Source organism: Pseudomonas corni (assembly GCF_057128765.1).
Map to the genome: position 1 here is coordinate 305,271 of NZ_JBSKHW010000003.1, position 19,206 is coordinate 324,476.

Below are 19,206 nucleotides of genomic sequence, written 5' to 3' on the forward strand. Positions count from 1 at the left end.
AAGTGTCCTTATTGGCTTTCTGTTGTGAGTCGGGGGGCGATGCGGAGGTTCAGTGAGATTGATGATCGATACCGATTCACGGGATTTGAACGGCGCTTCTGCCCGGAGGGCGTAGGAGCCTGGCTTGCCGGCGATCGGGCGCGAAGCGGTCGTGTTCTATTCAAACGCCCGACGCCAAAGATGGCATCAGCGCACCAAGCCCAGCCGCTCATGCCAGTCAGCAATCGATTCCTCAGGAAAATGCTCGAATTGCTTATCGTCCGGCCCCGCTTGAACCTCGACCCACGACGCCTTGGAGTCCAGCAACAAATGCGTGTGTTCCGGTGGCGTTGGCAGTGGGGTATCGATGGCCGAGGCGAAAGGGTGGATCAGTTCCGGCCATTCCGGGCTGAACAGCCACAACGCACTGCCGCAGTGCTTGCAGAAATGCCGCTCGGCGCTGCTGATATGTACCGGCTGATCGCCATCGCGCATTTTCGCGTGATAGATGGAGATGCTCGCTTTGCCCTTAACTTTCAGGCTCTTGGCATCGCCGCCCAGATTGATGGTGTAACCGCCCCCGCCCTGGGTCTTGCGACAGATCGAGCAGTAGCAGCGTTGATAGGGATAGGGGTGGGCGCTGTTGAGGCTGAACTCTACTTCGCCGCAATGGCATGAACCTTCCAGATGCATGGCGTTATCTCCTGTGTGATCGCATAAATCGTCTTCCACTGGTTCTAGACCACGAATTGCCCACACAAGTCCTCCCATGCGGATTTGGCTGGATTTCAAACCCGGTGCATACACATTGTAGGAGCGCGCTTGCCCGCGATAAGGCTCGTAGATTCAATACATTTCCGGCTGAAATCCTGAACTCGCGGGCAAGCGCGCTCCTACAGTTCGCTGCATGGCCGGGCAGCCTTGAAGCCTTCACTTGCCTGCACCGGTCCCCGGCTTGCATGATTCGCCACGACTAATAATGCCGGGCGAGCTGAACTCGCCGAACAGACAGGTGGACGCAAATGGATTATGTGAATCGCGGTTTCAGCAGTTGGCTAGGCGCTCCGGGCCACAAGGCCTGGCTGGCGCAGGAAGGCGAACGGCTGCTGGCATTCGCCAAGGCTGCTCAATTGCCTCAGGGCTTCGGTAACCTGGACGATCGCGGGCGACTCCCTGCCGACGCCATCGCCGAAACCATGAATACCGCCCGCATGACCCACAGTTTTGCCATGGCTCACATCAATGGTCTGCCTGGATTCGCCGCGTTGGTCGATCATGGGGTGGCCGCCTTGGCCGGGCCGCTGCGCGATGCAGAACACGGCGGCTGGTTCGCCAAGCCGCTTGAACACAGCAGCGACACGCGCAAGGCAGCCTATCTGCACGCGTTCGTCGCGCTCGCCGCCAGCTCTGCCGTCGTCGCCAGACGCCCCGGCGCCCAGGCGCTACTGGAACAAGCCATCCAGGTCATCACCCAACACTTCTGGAGCGAAGAAGAAGGGACCATGCGCGAATCCTTCGCCCGCGACTGGAGCGACGAAGAAGCTTATCGCGGCGCCAACAGCAACATGCACAGCACCGAAGCGTTTCTCGCGCTTGCCGATGTGACCGGCAACGCCCAGTGGCTGGACCGCGCGCTGGGCATCGTCGAACGTGTGATTCATCAGCATGCCGCAAGCAACAATCATCAAGTGATTGAGCATTTCAGCGCGCAGTGGCAACCCGAGCTGGAATACAACCACGACAAACCCGATGACGCCTTCCGCCCTTACGGCACCACGCCGGGGCACGCGTTCGAGTGGGCCCGGCTAGTGCTGCATCTGGAAGCCGCCCGACAGAAAGCCCAATTGCCCACCCCGTCATGGTTGCTTGAGGACGCGCGCGGTTTGTTCGAAAACGCCTGCCGCTTTGGTTGGGACGTCGATGGCGCTCCCGGCATCGTTTACACCCTGGATTGGGAAAACCGCCCGGTGGTGCGTCATCGGCTGCACTGGACCCACGCCGAAGCGGCGGCCGCCTCAGCTGCCCTGTTGCAGCGCACCGGGGAGGAACAGTACGAAACCTGGTATCGGGTGTTCTGGGAGTTCAACGAAGACCTGTTCATCGACCGCGAGCATGGCAGCTGGCGCCATGAGCTGAACCCGCAAAACCAGCCAAGCGCTGACATCTGGCCTGGCAAACCCGATCTGTACCACGCCTACCAGGCGACCCTGCTGCCGATGCTGCCATTGGCGCAAAGTCTGGCCACGGCGCTGGCGAGGTTGGCATGATCAAACTCGCTGAGTTCATCACCGGATTTGAAACGTCGCCGTTGTCACCATGGGCCGCGCTGGCTCCTTGGGAGCTGGTGACGCAGGCGCCCGAGATTGTCGCCGAGCTGCTGAAGGGGTTGCCTGAAGATGATTTCGAGATTCGCGGCGACATTGCCATTCACAAGTCAGCGACAGTGGAGGCGGGCGCTGTGCTCAAGGGGCCGCTGATCCTCGGCGCCCGCTGCTTTGTTGCATCGGGAGCCTACCTGCGCGGCGGTTGCTGGGTGGGCGAGGGCTGTACGTTCGGGCCTGGCGCTGAGTTGAAGACGTCTTTTGTCTTTCCGGGCACCAAGCTTGCGCATTTCAACTTCGTCGGCGATTCGGTGCTGGGTGCGGGCGTTAACCTGGAAGCAGGCAGCATTGTCTGCAACTACCGAAACGAACGCGACGACAAGCAAGTGCAGGTGCGTATCGACGGCAAGCTGGTGGCAACAGGCTGCGACAAGTTCGGCGCGTTGATTGGTGATCAATCGCGGATTGGCGCCAATGCGGTGTTGGCGCCGGGGGCTGTGCTTGAGCCTGGGGCAATCGTTCGCCGAGCGGCACTGTTCGACGCTGAAGATCAGTCAGATTGACTCAATCCTGTAGAGCTGCCGAGCAGAGAGAAGCCGCGATGCGGTGCTTCAGCCAGATTGGATCGCAGCCTGGCTCCGCTCGGCAGGTCCTACACAAACGGTGTTATTTGCGCTTAACGGCTGTCAGGCCATCCGCTCTGTGACGCGGATGACCTGTTTGGCGATGAAAGCCCCGGTCACGATCACGCCGAACAAGCGCAGCGTTTGCATCGCCAGCACAAACCCGACGTCCGAGTGTGTGTCGATGGCAATGATTGCCATCGCGTCGAGGCCGCCAGGGCTGGTGGCCAGGTAAACGGAGAGGAAGTCCTTGCCCATCATGTCGGCAATTACCCAGGCCGACAGCGCACAAAGCAGGATCAGCAGCAATGAGCCGAAGATCATCGCTGGCAGACGTCGCCAGACATAACGAATGGTGACGCGATCAAAACGCAGGCCGATGTAACCGCCGATCGCTCCGTAGGCCACGGCCAGCAGCCAGGACGGCATGGTGATTTGCAGCCATCCGCTCAATTGCAACGCCCCGCCCAGTACCAGCGGCACCAGCAGGGCCCCGGCAGGTATCTTCGATCCCAGTGTGACGCCGACGACAATCACCAACAGCGTCAGGCCCAGGCTCAGCAGGTCGAGCCCTTGAACCGCGACAACGCTGCTGTGAGCATCAGTGCCGCCGCCATCGACCCCCAACACGCGACTGACCAGCGCGCCGATCATCACCACGCACACCACGCGCACGTACTGCATGGTCGCAACCACCCGCGAATCGGCGCCGTAATCCTCGGACATCGAGACCATCGCCGACGCCGCGCCCGGCGATGTGCCCCAGGCAGCGGTGCTGCCCTGAATCCCGCCCCAGCGTGCAAGCCCGATTCCAACCAATGCGCTCAATGCGACGGTCAATACCGTGGCAAAAATCATCACGTGCCAGGATTGCAGCGCCGTCAGCAGCACTGCCATGGTCATCGAATGTGCCACCAGCACGCCAACGGCGCCTTGTCCGAGACGAAACGCATGCTTGTTCATGCGGATCGATGCGCCACTGACGCCAAATCCGATCGCCACCAGCATCGGCCCGAGAAACAGGGCAGCAGGAACGTTGAAATGTTTGAAGAGTTGCCCGGCAGCGCCAGCAAGAAGAATGAGCAAAGACCACTGTAGAAGGGGGTGCAAGCTTTCGAGTGAAAACGAGGAGGGCTGCGACAACGAGGATCTCCAGAGCATGGGCTGTTTCCCTTGTGGGCTATTCCCGATAGAAGGGCCATTCACGGCGTCTTCAGCGAGACAAGTATCGACAGTCGAATCGATCAAGTCTATTTTCTAATAGTCATCAATTGATAACTTTGGTTGATATATGGATCTGCGCGATCTCACCTATTTCGAAACCATCGCAGAACTGGGCCACCTCGGCCGTGCTGCCGAAAAGCTCAATCGCAGTCAGCCTGCATTGACCAAGAGCATTCAGCGGTTGGAGGAATCGTTCGGAACCAAGCTGTTTCAACGTGACGGCCGCCGAATCAAGCTGACTCCAGTAGGCGAGTTGCTTCAGGCGCGCGGTAAGGTGCTGCAGCAAAGCATTGCTCAGACCCAACGCGAGGTCCGCGACTTTGCCAGCGGCGCAGTGGGCAATATTCGCCTGGGATGCGCCGCAACCATGGCCGAATATCTGCTGCCCGAACTGACCAACGCCATGCTCAAACGAGCGCCCGAGCTGACGCTGAAACTGGCGATCGGTCAGGACGACATGTTGCGTGAGCAACTGCGGTCCGGGCAGTTGGACATGATCATCTGTCCGCAGCTTCTGGACGAGGTCGAATTCGTCGGCTATCCGATCCTGACCGATGAAGCGGTGGTGATCGCCAGCCGCGATCACCCTATCTTCAAGACGCCGTTTCAAATGAGCGACCTGTGCCAATACCGCTGGGTACTTCCGCCGGTTAGCGTGTCATCGCGCAAGTGGGTCGACGAAGCGTTTGCCGCCAACGATTTGCCGCTGCCGGTGGTGCAGATTGAAGCTAATTCCATCTCCCTGTTGCCGCGTTTGATTGCACAGACCCGTTTGTTGAGCTTCATCGCTCGGGAAACTCTCGAGTACGGTAAGAACATGCAGCACCTGCGGGAGGTGCAGCTAACGCAAACCACCATGAGCCGAACCATTTGTGTGAGCGTGCGGCGCGAGGGTTATCTGTCGCCCGCCGCCCACGCCATGGTGCAAATGCTGCGCGACAGCAGCGGGGAGTTTTTCCGCTGGACCTGAGCCGGGGCTTTTTCTTCTGGCGCCCGGTGCGTTAGCCTGCAGATACATCCTCAAGAGTTGGAGCACACGTCAATGCAACTACAGCAAACCCTGCCGTCTGATCTGAGCCTAATGCCTCTGCTCGCCAACGGCGAAACGGAAGATGACCAACACTTCGGCGGTGATCAGTCGCCGCTCAACGATGCCGACGCAGATGAAGACAGCGATCCGGAAGGCGAACTGGACTTGAGTGACCTGCGCCTCGACGAATTCGGCGATGCCGACAAACTGGATATCGGCTCTGCGTCGTTGGGTTAATGCTCGATCTGCTATGTGCATTCTGTAGGAGCGAATTTATTCGCGAACCGACACTTGCGGCGCCCGTAACATCAACCCAACCGCCGCCTCGCGAATAAATTCGCTCCTGCAGAGGATCATTGCGCCCACTTAACGCCCCAACAAATACCCTGCCAAAGCTTCAACCCCCACCTCGACGCTGTGACTGGTGCCTGTCCAGGTACAGGCCAACATCAGATTGCGCGGCAGGAAGAAATCTTCCACTTCGAAGCCCCATTCATCCTGGCCCTGCGCGTTATGGGGGATGACCTCTCGCAACGTGGCGTTCGACTCGAAATATGCCCACACCGGTTTGCCCAGCGCAACAGCCATGCCGACTTCAAACGCGGTGCCTGAATCAGGTTCGTACCCGCGGAAAAGATTGAGATTGGCGAGCACTGCATCGCAGTGCCGGATCATGGCGATATTGGCGTCGCAGATAAGCTTCGCGGTCAACTGCGGGGTGGCGGCAGGTGGTACGTCGTTATCAAAGGGGTAAAGCCCCTGCAGCCCGTGGGCCTCACATAGCGATTTCAAATAGCGGCCATGCTCAACCGCATCAGTACGAAACACGTCAAAGCCGGCCAGATAAATGCGCGGGGATATGGGCTGTGTCATGGTGATTCCTTGGGCGGGTGCATGGCGGTAATTCTAGCGCTGGAGTGAGGCGCCGTTGATCGGTCGATACGACAGGAAGCGTAGGAAGGGGCTGGAATCTGTACGGATAAACAGTATCCTGACGCCTTCCTACGCCGGTATGTGACATTTCCCGTGAGCAGTTCGCCCCTCGACAATCCTTTCTATTATCTGGAGAACTTTCGCCAGGTGCTGAACTGGATTACCCAGCGTTATGCCGACCTGCTGAATGATGAAGAGCGCGCGTTCGTGGCCGACTTCGCTTTGTTGCCGCAGTCAGCCCAGGCGCTGCTGGTGCGAATGGTCATGCGCAAGGGCACCTTGTTCCGCGCCAGCAAGCTGAATTACCCGGAAATCGGCGATGTCCGACTCGCTGTGTTGCCGTTGCTGGCACGCGGTTGGGTCGATTCCCGGCCGCCGCTCGACCTCAATGAACTGTTTCACCTGCTGCGCAAGGCTGAGTTGAGCCATTGCTTTAAGACTCACGCCATCAAAAGCTCCGAAAAAAAGGCCGACCTGCTAGAGCGTCTGCTGCCGCATTACCCCCACTCGCAAGCGTTAGAACACTGGTTCACAGAGTTCGACGAAGTTGTTTTCGCCCTCACCGTGATGCCGATCTGCGACCGGTTGCGCCTGCTGTATTTTGGCAATCTCTACCAGGAGTGGTCCGAGTTCGTGCTCGCCGACCTTGGTATTTATCGCTATGAAAAGGTTGAGTTCAGCGCTGAATCTCGGGCGATCGGCGAGCGCGCCGATATTGACGTTTGCATCGAGTTGCACGCGTGCCGTCAGGCGCTGGATGGGGGGCTGGACCTTGAAGGTCTGGCGCAAAGGGCTCTTTGGGTCGCCACGCACAATCCGTGGCTGTCGATGCGGCGGGCCAAGTTGCTTTTTCAGATCGGCCAGCAAGCAGAGCGTGAGCAGGATTGGCCGATGGCGTTGAGCGTCTACGCGCAGTCCAATTACCCCGGCGCCCGGGTACGTCGGATTCGTGTCCTGGAACGCAGTGAAGCCTATATCGAGGCAATAGCGCTGGCGGAGCAGGCGCGATCAGCCCCGGAAAACGATGCGGAAACCCAGCATTTACTCCGGATTACGCCGCGTTTGTTGCGCAAGCTCGGTGGCCCCGTGACACGGCGGCAGGCTGCGCGAGTGGTTGAGCGGCTTGATCTGAGCGTCACGCCGCTGCCGGATTTCAGTGTTGAGCGCCTGATTCAGCAGTACTTGATGGAGGAGGGCGGCGAGGTGCATTACGTCGAGAATGCACTGATCAATTCGCTGTTCGGCCTGCTGTGCTGGCGGGCGATTTTTGCGCCGTTGCCGGGGGCGTTTTTTCATCCGTTTCACAGTGCTCCCAGCGATCTCTACAGCCCTGATTTTTATGAGCGCCGGGCGGTGTTGTTTGATGAGTGTCTGGCGCTGCTGGAGGATGACCGTTACAAACAGGTGATCGGCGAGCATTACGTCAGCAAGTTCGGCCTGCAGTCACCCTTCGTGTTTTGGGCTGCGCTGAAGCCTGAGTTGTTGGAGCAAGCGCTGCATTGTTTGCCAGCGGCGCACCTCAAGCTGTGGTTTGGGCGGTTGTTGCAGGACATCAAAGCCAACCGTACCGGGATGCCGGACTTGATCCAGTTTTTCCCCGAACAACAGCGTTACCGGATGATCGAGGTCAAAGGACCGGGTGATCGCCTGCAGGACAACCAACTGCGCTGGCTGGATTTCTGCGCCGAACACGGGATGCCCGTGGTGGTGTGTTATGTGCAGTGGGCCGAAGATGAGGCGTTGGCAGGCTGAGCAGTTTGCCAGCGGATACACCACCAACTCACTATTATCGGTGGATACACTGTCAACCCACGTTGCAGGAGCCCGCTCGCCTGCGGAATCCCTCCATACCTGTTGGAGCGAGGCTTGCCCGCGAAGCTGGCGCCACGGAAATACTGGACACACCGCGCATTGGATTTCGCGAGCAAGCGCGCTCCTACTACGACGGCGTTGATTCCGCTCTTGATTCTGCCCGGAGGGCGTTCCTACAGGGGGACGGCGTCAATTTCGCTCTCGATTCTGCCCGAAGGGCGTAGGAGTCCGGCTTGCCGACGATTGGCCGCAAAGCGGTCATGAAGCCTGCCTGCAGAGATCGTCTCATTCACCGCGCGCTCAAGATTTGCTGCCGCTTCGCGCCAGATCGCCTGCAAGCAAGGCTCCTACGCCTTCGGCAGAAGCGGTGATGCGGCGCTGCGCATTCGGCAGAAGCGGTGATGCGGCGCTGCGCATTCGGCAGGAGCGGTGATGCAACAAAAACGCCCCGCCTCAGTTCGGGGCGTTTTTATATGTGGAGAGCCACTCCTTGTAGGAGCGCGCTTGCCCGCGAAAGCGTTTTCGCTCGCTATGGATGTTGATCAGACACACCGCAATCGCGGGCAAGCGCGCTCCTACAGGATCAGGCATGCGCGCAATCGGCTTATCACGCTCTCAACTCTTGGCTTTTACCGGCACCGACGGCACCGACGGCAACGGCGCGAACAGCGCTTCGATGTCTTCATCCTTGAGCTTCCAGTCGCCGGCCGTTCTGCCATCGAGCACCCCCGCAGCCAACGCAGACTTGTCCTGCTGCAAACGCTGAATCTTTTCTTCCACCGTGCCTTTGGCAATCATCTTGTAGACGAAGACGGGCTTTTCCTGACCAATGCGATGGGCGCGATCGGTGGCCTGATTTTCGGCCGCAGGGTTCCACCACGGGTCGTAGTGAATCACTGTGTCGGCTGCGGTCAGGTTCAAACCGGTGCCTCCGGCTTTCAGGCTGATGAGGAAAATAGAGTGCTTGCCACTCTGGAAATCCTGCACCGGCGTGCGCCGATCCTTGGTGGCACCGGTCAGCAGCGCGTAATCGATTTCCCGTTGCTCAAGTTCTTCCTGAATCAGGCTCAACATCGAGGTGAACTGCGAAAACAGCAGAATCTTTCTGCCTTCGGCGAGCAGTTCTCCCACCATCTCCATCAAGCTTTGCAGCTTGGCGGAACTGCCGTAGCGGCCGGTGGTGGGCGGGCTGTTGACCAGGCGCAGATCGCAACACACCTGACGCAGCTTGAGCAGCGCTTCCAGAATAATGATCTGGCTGCGCGCCACGCCTTTGCGAGTGATCTCTTCGCGCACCTTCTTGTCCATGGCCAGGCGCATGGTTTCGTAGACGTCGCGTTGTGCGTCATTGAGTTCGACCCAATGCACGATCTCGGTCTTGGGCGGCAACTCGGTGGCGACTTGTTCTTTGGTGCGCCGCAGCAGGAACGGCTTGATGCGCGCATTCAAATGCTGGAGCCGCTCATCGTTGCCAAGTTTCTCAATGGGGTTACGGTAATTGCTGTTGAACTGTTTGCTGTCGCCCAGCCAGCCGGGCATCAGGAAATGGAACAGCGACCACAACTCACCCAGATGATTTTCCAGCGGCGTACCACTCAGGCACAGCCGCTGTCGCGCGTTCAAGGAGCGCGCCGCCTGGGCCGCCTTGCTGGTTGGGTTTTTGATGTACTGCGCTTCATCGAGCACCAGCACATGCAGCAGTTGTTTCTTGAGCAGTTCCACATCGCGCGGCAGTAGCGCGTACGTGGTCAGAATCAGGTCGTAATCCTGCAGGCTTTCGTACTCTTGATGACGATTGGCGCCATACAGTGCCAGCACCTTGAGCTGCGGCGTGAAGTGCCTGGCCTCATCGAGCCAGTTCGGGATCAGGCTGGTAGGCATCACAGCCAGTGCCGGACGGTCAAGACGACCGGCCTGTTTTTCCACCAGCAAGTGCGTCAAGGTCTGTAGGGTTTTGCCCAGGCCCATGTCGTCCGCCAGCACGCCGCCCACTTCCAGTTCGCGCAGGGCCTGCATCCAGTTCAGGCCTTCGACCTGATACGGTCGCAGCGTGGCATTGAGGCCGGTGGGGAGTATGACCTTTGTGTTCTTGATGTTGGTCAGGCGCTCGGAGAACTGGCGCAGCCGATCACCGCCCTGCCACACCAGCGGCATGTCATCCAGGTGCTGGAGCCGTGTGGCGTCAGCGGTGTTCAGGCGAATGGCGTCGTTTCCATCCTCGCGCCAGTAAAAATCGCCTAGGGTAGCCAGCACGGTTTTCAGGCGACCGTAGGGCAGGGCGACGTGAATCGGTACGCCGCCGCGCTGGGTGAAGTGATTAAGTTGCACCAGTAGCTGTTCGTCGTCACGTCGCTTGGCGATGCCACTGGCAGTCATCAGCTCAGGATGGGTGCGCAGCAGATTGATCAGGATCGGCAGCAGGCTGAGACGCTCGCCGTTGACGATGATTCCCAGTTCCAGGTCGAACCAGTTGCGTTCGGGGTCGTCATCGACCACGGCGTACCAGTCGTCCACCGGCGTCACGTCGAAGCCGAAATCCTCGGCCATCTCGACTTTCCACTGCAGATCACGCAACACCGGCAGTTCGTTGAGCATAAAGTGCAGCCAGGCTTTGTCATTCGCCAGCTCGAACATCTCGCCGGCGCTATCTGGCAACGCTTTGCTCTGGCGTGTGGCAATGCGAAAACCAAGGTCCAGCAGTTGCTTGCGAAACAGGCTTTCCAGGTCGATGTCACGGCGGATGCGCAGGGTTTCGTTGCTCAGCTGTCGCACGATGTCGCCCGAGCGACCCGGCGGCACTGGCCCAGAGGCGTAGAACTCGCCGTAGCCGAATGCCAGCGCTGCGCGGTGTTGAATGTGCCGTTGCATCTTGCCGTTGCGCGGCTCATAGGCGCTGAACTCGAAGCTGGCCAGAGTCAATCGTGGCATGGGCTCGGCGTCGATTATCAGACGCTCCGGCAGGGATGGCTTGTCTTCTGTCTTGGCGGCGGGCGCTGACTGTTTATCGACAGCGGCGAGAATGGCCGGAAGTTCATGGGGGTCCTGCAAGAAAAACAACGCTGCCGCACAGTGCTTGCAGTTGTTTCTGACAGGGCAGGTGCACTTGGCAACGACAAAGTTACGCGTGCGCTCGGGGTCTTTGAATTGCAGGGTCTGGGTGTAGATTTCCAGGCTTGAGCCGCGGCACACAGTTCGAACGAGGTCCGCACTCAGGTGTTGCAGCATGATGCGTTTTTGTTGGGCGTATTTGAGCCCACGCTCGACACTCTGCGCCTTGAACAGCGGCTCCCATGGCGTAGCCAGGGCTTTTTCTAAAATGGAAGACACAGTTCAGAACAACCCCACGCAACGCGATATTTGTGACGGTAGTTTAAAGAGAAGACACCTTGATCAACATGGCCAGACTTCCGTTATCCATGTAGGTAAGTTCGCCATTTTTTACCCGAGTCGACTGGCGCATGCGTTCGCTGGTGATCAATACGCCGTGAGCGTCGAGCTGATTGACCCAGAAGTTTGCGTCGATGTCGGTAAAGCGCGCCAGTGCCAGGCTGACGGTGCCCTCAATGGGAAAATGACCAAATTGCTCCTGTCCGGCGCTCAGTGCAACTTTGCTCGGCGCTGCGCTCAGATCCTGCTGCCATGCCGTGTGCAGCATGACCTTGTAGCGGTCGCTGGCATCGAGCTTGTTGGCCAGATCATCCAGCGTCGTCGAGCGCTGGTCCTCAGCGACCAGCTTGCGCGCGCCGTCAGCCCAGTCTTCTGGAGAAGGCTGGTTGGTGGCAGCGGGCTGGTCGATCTGTCGGAACAGAATCACCTCTACCTGATACGTGCCATCGGCAAATGCTGCCGGGGCGAACAGCACCAGCAGCAGGGTCAGCGAGCGGAACAAGCGCATGGTGCTTCCTTCAAGCGGATTTCGGGGTCAGGCGCTCGAACAGCGCTTCCAGAATATTGAAGCGCTCGTCCGGGCGCTCCATGGGTACCGAGAACTTGAACATCGTCGCGCCCTCGAACTTGTAACGGTTGGGCTGCCCCTGAATCAGCTTGATCAGGGCCAACGGGTCCACCGGAGTGTCTGCCGTGAATTCAATGCGGCCACCTTGAGGCCCCCCGTCGACCTTCTTGATCCCCAGTTGCTCGGCCTTGAGCTTGAGCGAGGTCAGGCGCACCAGGTTTTTGGTCGGCTCAGGCAGCAACCCGAAGCGGTCGATCATTTCCACCTGCAAGTCTTTCAGGCCATCCTCGTCGGCGGCATTGGCGATGCGCTTGTAAAGGATCAGACGGGTGTGTACGTCCGGGAGGTAGGCCTCGGGAATCAACGCCGGCAAGCGCAGGTTGATTTCCGGGCCGCCGCCCAACGGCTGATCGAGGTTCGGTTGCTCGCCCTTGCGAATTGCTTTCACGGCGCGTTCGAGCATTTCCATATAAAGAGTGAAACCCACGGCCTGAATCTGTCCGCTCTGCCCGTCGCCCAGCAGCTCGCCCGCGCCCCGGATTTCCAGGTCGTTGGTGGCCAGCACAAAACCTGCGCCCAGGTCCTGGGTGTTGGCGATGGCCTCCAGACGCTTCTCCGCATCGGGCGTGATCTGTTTGCGCGGTGGCGTCAGCAAGTAGGCATAGGCCTGGTGGTGGCTGCGACCGACCCGGCCGCGCAATTGATGCAGTTGCGCCAGGCCGAATTTGTCGGCGCGCTCGATGATGATGGTGTTGGCGCTCGGCACGTCAATGCCGGTTTCGATGATGGTCGAGGCGATCAGCACATTAAAACGTTTGTGGTAAAAGTCGCTCATCACTTGTTCGAGATCGCGTTCGTGCATCTGGCCGTGACCGATGCCGATACGCGCTTCGGGCACCAGTTCTGCCAGGTCGGCGGCGCATTTCTCGATGGTCTTGACGTCGTTGTGCAGGTAATACACTTGCCCACCACGCAGCAATTCACGCAGCAGTGCTTCTTTGACCGTGGGCTTGTTCTGCTCCATGACAAAAGTGCGTACCGACAGGCGTCTGGCCGGCGGCGTGGCGATGATCGACAAGTCGCGCATCCCGGCCACGGCCATGTTCAGCGTGCGCGGGATCGGCGTGGCCGTCAGGGTCAGGATGTCGACTTCACTGCGCAGGGCCTTGAGCTGTTCTTTCTGGCGAACGCCGAAACGGTGCTCTTCGTCGATGATCACCAAGCCGAGGTTCTTGATCTTTACGTCGTCCTGCAACAGCTTGTGGGTGCCGATGACAATGTCGATCTTGCCCTCGGCCAGATCAGCCACTGCGGCGTTGATTTCCTTGGCTGACTTGAAGCGGCTCATCACTTCGACGGTCACCGGCCAATCGGCAAAGCGGTCGCGGAAGCTGTTGTAGTGCTGCTGGGCGAGCAGGGTGGTCGGCACCAGAATCGCGACCTGCCGCCCGCCGTGCACGGCAATGAACGCCGCGCGCATGGCCACTTCCGTCTTGCCAAAGCCCACGTCCCCACAGACCAGACGGTCCATCGGCTTGGGGGCGAGCATGTCGGCGCGCACGGCTTCGATGGTGGTTTGCTGGTCGGGGGTTTCTTCGAAAGGGAATCCGGCGCTGAAGGTGTCGTAATCAAGTTTCGGATCGGCGAACGCGTAGCCTTCCCGCGCGGCACGACGGGCATAGATGTCGAGCAGTTCGGCGGCGACGTCCCGCACCTGTTCGGCGGCCTTGCGCTTGGCTTTCTGCCAGGTTTCCGAGCCCAGCCGGTGCAGCGGCGCAAGGGCGTCATCGCTGCCGGTGTAGCGCGCAATCAAATGCAGGTTGGCGACCGGGACGTACAGCTTGGCTTCCTCGGCGTACATCAGCATCAGGAATTCAGCGGCCTGGTTATCGACTTCCAGCGTGGCCAGACCAAGGTATCGGCCGACGCCATGATCGATGTGGACCACCGGCGCGCCTTCACGCAATTCGGTCAGGTTTTTGATGACCGCATCGGCGCTATGGCCTTCGGCGCGCTTTTCACGACGCCGACGCTGCATCACCCGTTGACCGAACAGCGGGCTTTCGGCAATCAGTGCCAAGGCAGGGTCTTCCAGCACCAAGCCTTCGTCCAGCGGCGCGATGGTGATGGTCAGGCGTTCTTTGCTGTCGACGAAATCCTGCCAACTGTCGACGGTTTTCGGTCGCAGCTTCAGGCGTTCGAGCAATTCGAGCAGCACTTCGCGGCGCCCGGCGGACTCGGCGGTAAACAGCACGCGTCCGGGGAACTGATCCAGGAAGTCTGACAGCGCGCCCAGCGGCTGGGCAGCTTTGGCTTCGATCGCCAGATTGGGCAGCGCTTGTGCCGGGAAACGATCGCGGCCGACGCCAGTGTCGATATCGTCCTGGCTGACCACCACGCGGGGCCAGGTTTTCAGGCGCGCGAAGCAGTCTTCCACTGGCAGGAAGAGCTCGGCTGGTGGCAGCAGTGGACGTTCAGGGTCGTAACGGCGCTCTTCATAGCGGTTGCGCACGTCGTTCCAGAAAGTGTCGGCGGCGTGCTCGATTCCCGGCATCGAGAACACCTGGGTGTCCTGAGGAAGGTAGTCGAACAGGGTCGAGGTTTCGTCGAAGAACAGCGGCAAGTAGTACTCGATGCCGGCGGGGGTGATGCCGCTGCTCAAGTCCTGAAAGATGGTGTTGCGGCGGAAGTCGACATCGAACCGCTCGCGAAAACGCGCCTTGAAACCGGTGACGGCTTCTTTTTGCAGCGGGAATTCCTTGGCTGGCAGCAGACGGATGCTGTCGACCTTGTCGATGGAACGCTGGGTCTCCGGCTCGAAGGTGCGCAGGGTTTCGATTTCGTCGTCGAACAGGTCAATCCGGTACGGCAGTTTGCTGCCCATCGGGAACAGGTCGATCAACGCGCCGCGAACCGTGAACTCGCCGTGTTCGTACACCGTATCGACATAGCGGTAGCCGGTGGCTTCGAGACGGCTGCGCATCTGCTCCAGGTCAAGCTTCTGGCCCACGTCCAGCACCAGGCTGCTACCGAGCAGAAATTGCGTCGGCGCCAGGCGATGTAGGGCGGTGGTGATCGGCACTACCAGAACGCCGTGAGCCAGTTCCGGCAGCCGGTACAGGCTGGCAATACGCTGGGAGATGATGTCCTGATGCGGGGAGAACAGATCGTAGGGCAGAGTTTCCCAGTCGGGGAAATGCAGTACCGGCAGCGTAGGCGCGAAAAACTTCAGTTCCTGCTCGAGTCGCTCGGCACTCTGGCTGTCGGCGGTCAAAAGCAGGGTGAAGCGTTTCGCCGCACTGGCGGCCTCGGCAATCGCCAGGCTCTGGGCGGCACCGGGCAGATTGCCCCAATGGGTTTTGCCTGCAGCAGCAGGAAGTTTCGGTAGGCGCAGAACGGGCACGGAAGATAAAGCTCCAGGCGTTGCGGCAGGGGCGGGGATTGTAACTAAAGAAGGAATCCGCTGTCAGTTTTACGACCGCGCGACTATATGCCGCATTTATGTAGTGCCGTGCAACCTGATAACCGCGCATTGCTCATAAACAAAGGCGCGGTCATAATGTAGCCCCTTTTTTCAGCCCCTACATGTGGAAGGTTCCCGTGACTCAGAAGCCCGACCAGTGTCTTGGTGAATGGATCGATCGTGAGGCTCTCGCCGAGGCGATGATTCCTCTTATCGGCCAGCTCTACCGCAATAACAATGTGGTGAGTTCGATCTATGGCCGCAGCCTGATCAACCGTTCAGTCATCGCCATTCTCAAAGCTCACCGCTTTGCGCGCCACCGCCAATCCGATGCCAGCGAACTGTCTGTACATGAGACTTTCCCGCTGATCAAAGCGATGAGCGACCTCAAACTGGGCGCTGCCTCGGTGGACCTGGGCAAGCTGGCGGTCAAATACAAAGCCGAAAGCAATGGCCGCACCGCTGAGCAGTTCGTACGCGAAGAAATGGCGGATGTGGTCGGCAAACAAGGCACTGGTCCACGCAAAGGCACTGATGTTGTGCTTTACGGTTTCGGCCGTATCGGTCGTCTGCTGGCGCGCATCCTGATCGAAAAAACCGGTGGCGGCGACGGCTTGCGTCTGCGGGCCATCGTGGTGCGCAAAGGCGCCGAGAACGATCTGGTCAAGCGTGCCAGCCTGTTGCGTCGTGACTCGGTACACGGTCCGTTCGACGGCACCATTACCATCGACGAAGCCAATAACACCATCAGCGCCAACGGCAACCTGATTCAGGTGATCTACGCCAAGAACCCGACCGAAGTCGATTACACCCAGTACGGCATCAAAGACGCACTGCTGGTGGACAACACCGGTGTGTGGCGTGACGCCGAGGGTCTGGGCCAGCACTTGCAGTGTCCAGGCATCGACCGGGTGGTCCTGACTGCACCGGGCAAGGGCAAGCTGAAGAACATCGTTCACGGTATCAACCACCAGCAGATCACCGATGACGACAAGATCGTTTCGGCGGCGTCCTGCACCACCAACGCCATCGTGCCGGTGCTCAAGGCCATCAACGACAAGTTCGGCATCGTCAATGGTCACGTCGAAACAGTTCACTCGTACACCAACGACCAGAACCTGATCGACAACTTCCACAAGGGCGATCGCCGTGGCCGTAGCGCCGCGCTGAACATGGTCATCACCGAAACAGGTGCTGCCACTGCCGCTGCCAAGGCCTTGCCTGAACTGGCCGGCAAGCTGACCGGTAACGCGATTCGCGTACCGACGCCGAACGTGTCGATGGCCATTCTCAACCTGAACCTTGAGAACGCCACCACCCGTGAAGAAGTCAACGAGTACCTGCGCTACATGGCGCTGCACTCGGACCTGCACAAGCAGATCGACTTCGTTAACTCCCAGGAAGTGGTATCCACTGACTTCGTCGGCTCGCGTCACGCCGGTGTAGTCGATGCCGAAGCCACCATCGTCAACGACAACCGCGTTGTGCTGTACGTCTGGTACGACAACGAATTCGGCTATAGCTGCCAGGTTGTCCGCGTGATGGAAGACATGGCCGGGGTCAACCCGCCAGCGTTTCCGGCCTGAAGCCAGCCTTAAGCGGTAAGCTTCAAGCTGCAAGCTGAAGCCGATTAAAAAACGCCCCGACACAGTTCGGGGCGTTTTTGGTTTCGTCGTACTACATTTCCGCTTCTGCCGAATGCGCGTCTTCGCATTGACGCATCACCGCTTCTGTCGAAGGCGCATCTGCGCATTGACGCACACCGCTTCTGCCGAATGCGCATCTCCGCATTTACGCATCACCGCTTCTGCCGAAGGTGTAGGAGCCTTGCTTGCAGGCGATCTGGCGCGAAGCGGCAGCAAGTCTCGAAGGCTCGGTGAATCAGACGATTTCTGCAGGCAGGCTTCATGACCGCGTCGCGGCCAATCGTCGGCAAGCCGGACTCCTACGCCCTCCGGGCAGAATCAACAGCGGGAGCAACGCCGTCCTGTAGGAGCGCGCTTGCCCGCGAAGTCCAAAACGCGGTGTGTCAGGCATTTCCGTGGCGCCAGCTTCGCGGGCAAGCCTCGCTCCAACAGGTACGGAGGGATTTCGCGGGCAAGCGCGCTCCTACAATGAGTGGTTCTCCCCATTTTGTTATTGCGTCACCGCATCACCGCATCACCGCTTCTGCCGAAGGCGTAGGAGCCTTGCTTGCAGGCGATCTGGCGCGAAGCGGCAGCAGATATTGAGCGCGCGATAAATCTGAAGATCTCTGCAGGCAAGCTTCATGACCGCTTCGCGGCCAATCGTCGGCAAGCCGGACTCCTACGCCCTCCGGGCAGAATCAACAGCGGGAGCAACGCCAACCTTGTAGGAGCGCGCTTGCCCGCGATTGCGGTGTGTCTGATCAGCATCCATAGCGAGCGAGAATGCTTTCGCGGGCAAGCGCGCTCCTACAAGGAGTCTTCACATATAAAAACGCCCCGAACTCAGTCGGGGCGTTTTTGATTTAGCTTGCAGCTTGCAGCTTGCAGCTTGACGCTTTTAGCCCATCACTGCACCGCCGCAGCCCCATGTACATGGCTCTGGCCCTTGCGGAACAGCACCAGCGTGGCGATCAGGCCCAGTACCGCTGCGCCGCTCAGCCAGATGCCAGGGGCCGCTTTGTTGTCCAGGACATGGATCAGGTAAGTACAGGCCGCAGGCGTAAAACCGCCGAAAGTCGCGGTCGCCAGGCTGTAGGCCAGCGAGAAGCCTGTGGTCCGTACTTCCACCGGCATGATTTCGGTCAGAGCTACCACCATGGCGCCGTTGTACGAGCCGTACAGGAACGACAGCCACAGTTCGACCATCAACAGGTTGGCGAAACTTGGGTTGGAGGTCAGCCATGACAGGGCAGGGTAAGCCGTGATGATTGCCAGAATCGTCGCGCCCAATAGCAGGGGCTTACGACCGATCTTGTCGGAAACCGCACCCATGACCGGCAGCCAGATGAAGTTCGAAATGCCAACGCATACCGTCACCAGCAACGCATCCAGATCGGAAAGATGCAGCTCGTTCTTGCCGAAGGTCGGGGTGTAGGCGGTGATCAAGTAGAAAGAGACAGTGGTCATGACCACGAGCGCCATGCCCGCGATCACCAGGCCGAAGTTCTGGCCGATGGATTTCACGACTTCGCCCAGAGTAGGGCGGTGATGTTTTGCACGAGCTTCGAACTCAGGAGTTTCTTCCATCGAGCGACGAATGACGAAGATCACCGGCACGATCAGGCAGCCGATCAGAAACGGCACGCGCCAACCCCATTGCCCCATTTCTTCAGGGCTCAACCAGTGATTTAGCCCAACCCCCAGCAGACCTGCGAACACCACGGCCGCCTGTTGACTTGCCGACTGCCAGCTGACGAAGAAGCCTTTGCGGCCCGGCGTCGAAATTTCTGCCAGGTAGACCGACACACCGCCCAGTTCCACACCGGCGGAAAACCCTTGCAGCAAGCGTCCGACCAGTACCAGCAGGGGGGCCGCAACGCCCAGCGTTGCATAACCCGGCACGCACGCAATCAAAATCGTGCCCATGGCCATCATCGCGAGTGTGATGACCAGGCCTTTCTTACGCCCGTGACGGTCGATGTAAGCGCCGAGGAAGATAGCGCCCAGCGGACGCATCAAAAAGCCAGCGCCGAAGGTTGCCAGCGAAAGCATCAGGGAAGCGAATTCGCTGTCCGCGGGGAAGAAGGTTTTGGCAATGGCTGTGGCGTAAAAGCCATAGACCATGAAATCGAACATTTCAAGGAAGTTACCGCTGACAACGCGAAATATCGCCTTGCCTTTGCCTGTGGTCGAGGCCATTTGGAATTACTCACTTAGGCTGTCTAGCTGGGGGGATCC

Annotated in this window: 13 protein-coding genes; 6 read left to right on the forward strand and 7 right to left on the reverse strand. The window is 59.4% G+C overall.

The window, feature by feature from the left end:
• Positions 1–186: 186 nt before the first annotated feature.
• Positions 187–672, reverse strand: a complete 486-nt coding sequence (locus ACWKV9_RS08475) for a GFA family protein (protein ID WP_483835639.1) — start codon at positions 670–672, stop codon at positions 187–189.
• Positions 673–1,001: 329 nt separating this feature from the next.
• Here ACWKV9_RS08475 and ACWKV9_RS08480 point away from each other — a divergent pair, with 329 nt between their 5' ends.
• Both ACWKV9_RS08480 and ACWKV9_RS08485 read left to right on the forward strand, forming a co-directional pair.
• On the forward strand, positions 1,002–2,246 hold the full coding sequence (locus ACWKV9_RS08480; RefSeq protein ID WP_483835640.1) for a D-mannose isomerase: 1,245 nt from the start codon (positions 1,002–1,004) through the stop codon (positions 2,244–2,246).
• Entirely contained in the window at positions 2,243–2,863 is a 621-nt protein-coding gene (locus ACWKV9_RS08485; protein ID WP_483835641.1) for an LbetaH domain-containing protein, read from the forward strand. Before ACWKV9_RS08480 ends, ACWKV9_RS08485 begins: the two co-directional genes overlap by 4 nt.
• Before the next feature lie 123 nt (positions 2,864–2,986).
• On the opposite strand, the gene ACWKV9_RS08490 is transcribed toward ACWKV9_RS08485, so the two are convergent.
• Positions 2,987–4,066, reverse strand: coding sequence for an AbrB family transcriptional regulator (locus tag ACWKV9_RS08490; RefSeq protein ID WP_483835715.1), 1,080 nt, complete (start codon positions 4,064–4,066; stop codon positions 2,987–2,989).
• A gap of 148 nt (positions 4,067–4,214) precedes the next feature.
• On the opposite strand from ACWKV9_RS08490, the gene ACWKV9_RS08495 reads away from it, so the two are divergent.
• Together ACWKV9_RS08495 and ACWKV9_RS08500 are read left to right on the forward strand one after the other, a co-directional pair.
• Positions 4,215–5,117 (forward strand): LysR substrate-binding domain-containing protein, encoded by a 903-nt coding sequence (locus ACWKV9_RS08495; protein ID WP_483835642.1) that lies wholly within the window; start codon positions 4,215–4,217, stop codon positions 5,115–5,117.
• 72 nt (positions 5,118–5,189) lie between these two features.
• Entirely contained in the window at positions 5,190–5,414 is a 225-nt protein-coding gene (locus ACWKV9_RS08500; RefSeq protein ID WP_483835643.1) for a hypothetical protein, read from the forward strand.
• A 129-nt stretch (positions 5,415–5,543) separates the two neighbouring features.
• Here ACWKV9_RS08500 and ACWKV9_RS08505 read toward each other — a convergent pair whose 3' ends face one another.
• A complete protein-coding gene (locus ACWKV9_RS08505) occupies positions 5,544–6,050 on the reverse strand; it encodes a nucleoside 2-deoxyribosyltransferase (RefSeq protein WP_483835644.1) in 507 nt (168 codons plus the stop codon).
• 153 nt (positions 6,051–6,203) lie between these two features.
• On the opposite strand from ACWKV9_RS08505, the gene ACWKV9_RS08510 reads away from it, so the two are divergent.
• Positions 6,204–7,862 carry a VRR-NUC domain-containing protein gene (locus ACWKV9_RS08510; protein WP_483835645.1) on the forward strand — a complete coding sequence of 553 codons (1,659 nt, stop codon included), beginning with the start codon at positions 6,204–6,206 and terminating at the stop codon, positions 7,860–7,862.
• A 675-nt stretch (positions 7,863–8,537) separates the two neighbouring features.
• On the opposite strand, the gene ACWKV9_RS08515 is transcribed toward ACWKV9_RS08510, so the two are convergent.
• From ACWKV9_RS08515 to mfd, 3 genes are read right to left on the reverse strand one after another with little or no spacing between them, the layout of a single operon-like run.
• Entirely contained in the window at positions 8,538–11,249 is a 2,712-nt protein-coding gene (locus ACWKV9_RS08515; RefSeq protein WP_483835646.1) for a DEAD/DEAH box helicase, read from the reverse strand.
• 43 nt (positions 11,250–11,292) lie between these two features.
• Entirely contained in the window at positions 11,293–11,817 is a 525-nt protein-coding gene (locus tag ACWKV9_RS08520; RefSeq protein ID WP_483835647.1) for a CsiV family protein, read from the reverse strand.
• 10 nt (positions 11,818–11,827) lie between these two features.
• Complete coding sequence (gene mfd / locus ACWKV9_RS08525) at positions 11,828–15,280, reverse strand: transcription-repair coupling factor (RefSeq protein ID WP_483835648.1); 3,453 nt, start codon at positions 15,278–15,280, stop codon at positions 11,828–11,830.
• A 182-nt stretch (positions 15,281–15,462) separates the two neighbouring features.
• Between mfd and ACWKV9_RS08530 the strand changes: the two genes are divergently transcribed.
• On the forward strand, positions 15,463–16,926 hold the full coding sequence (locus tag ACWKV9_RS08530) for a glyceraldehyde-3-phosphate dehydrogenase (RefSeq protein WP_483835649.1): 1,464 nt from the start codon (positions 15,463–15,465) through the stop codon (positions 16,924–16,926).
• Between the two features lie 948 nt (positions 16,927–17,874).
• On the opposite strand, the gene tcuC is transcribed toward ACWKV9_RS08530, so the two are convergent.
• A complete protein-coding gene (tcuC, locus tag ACWKV9_RS08535) occupies positions 17,875–19,167 on the reverse strand; it encodes a tricarballylate/proton symporter TcuC (protein WP_483835650.1) in 1,293 nt (430 codons plus the stop codon).
• Between the last annotated feature and the right edge of the window lie 39 nt (positions 19,168–19,206).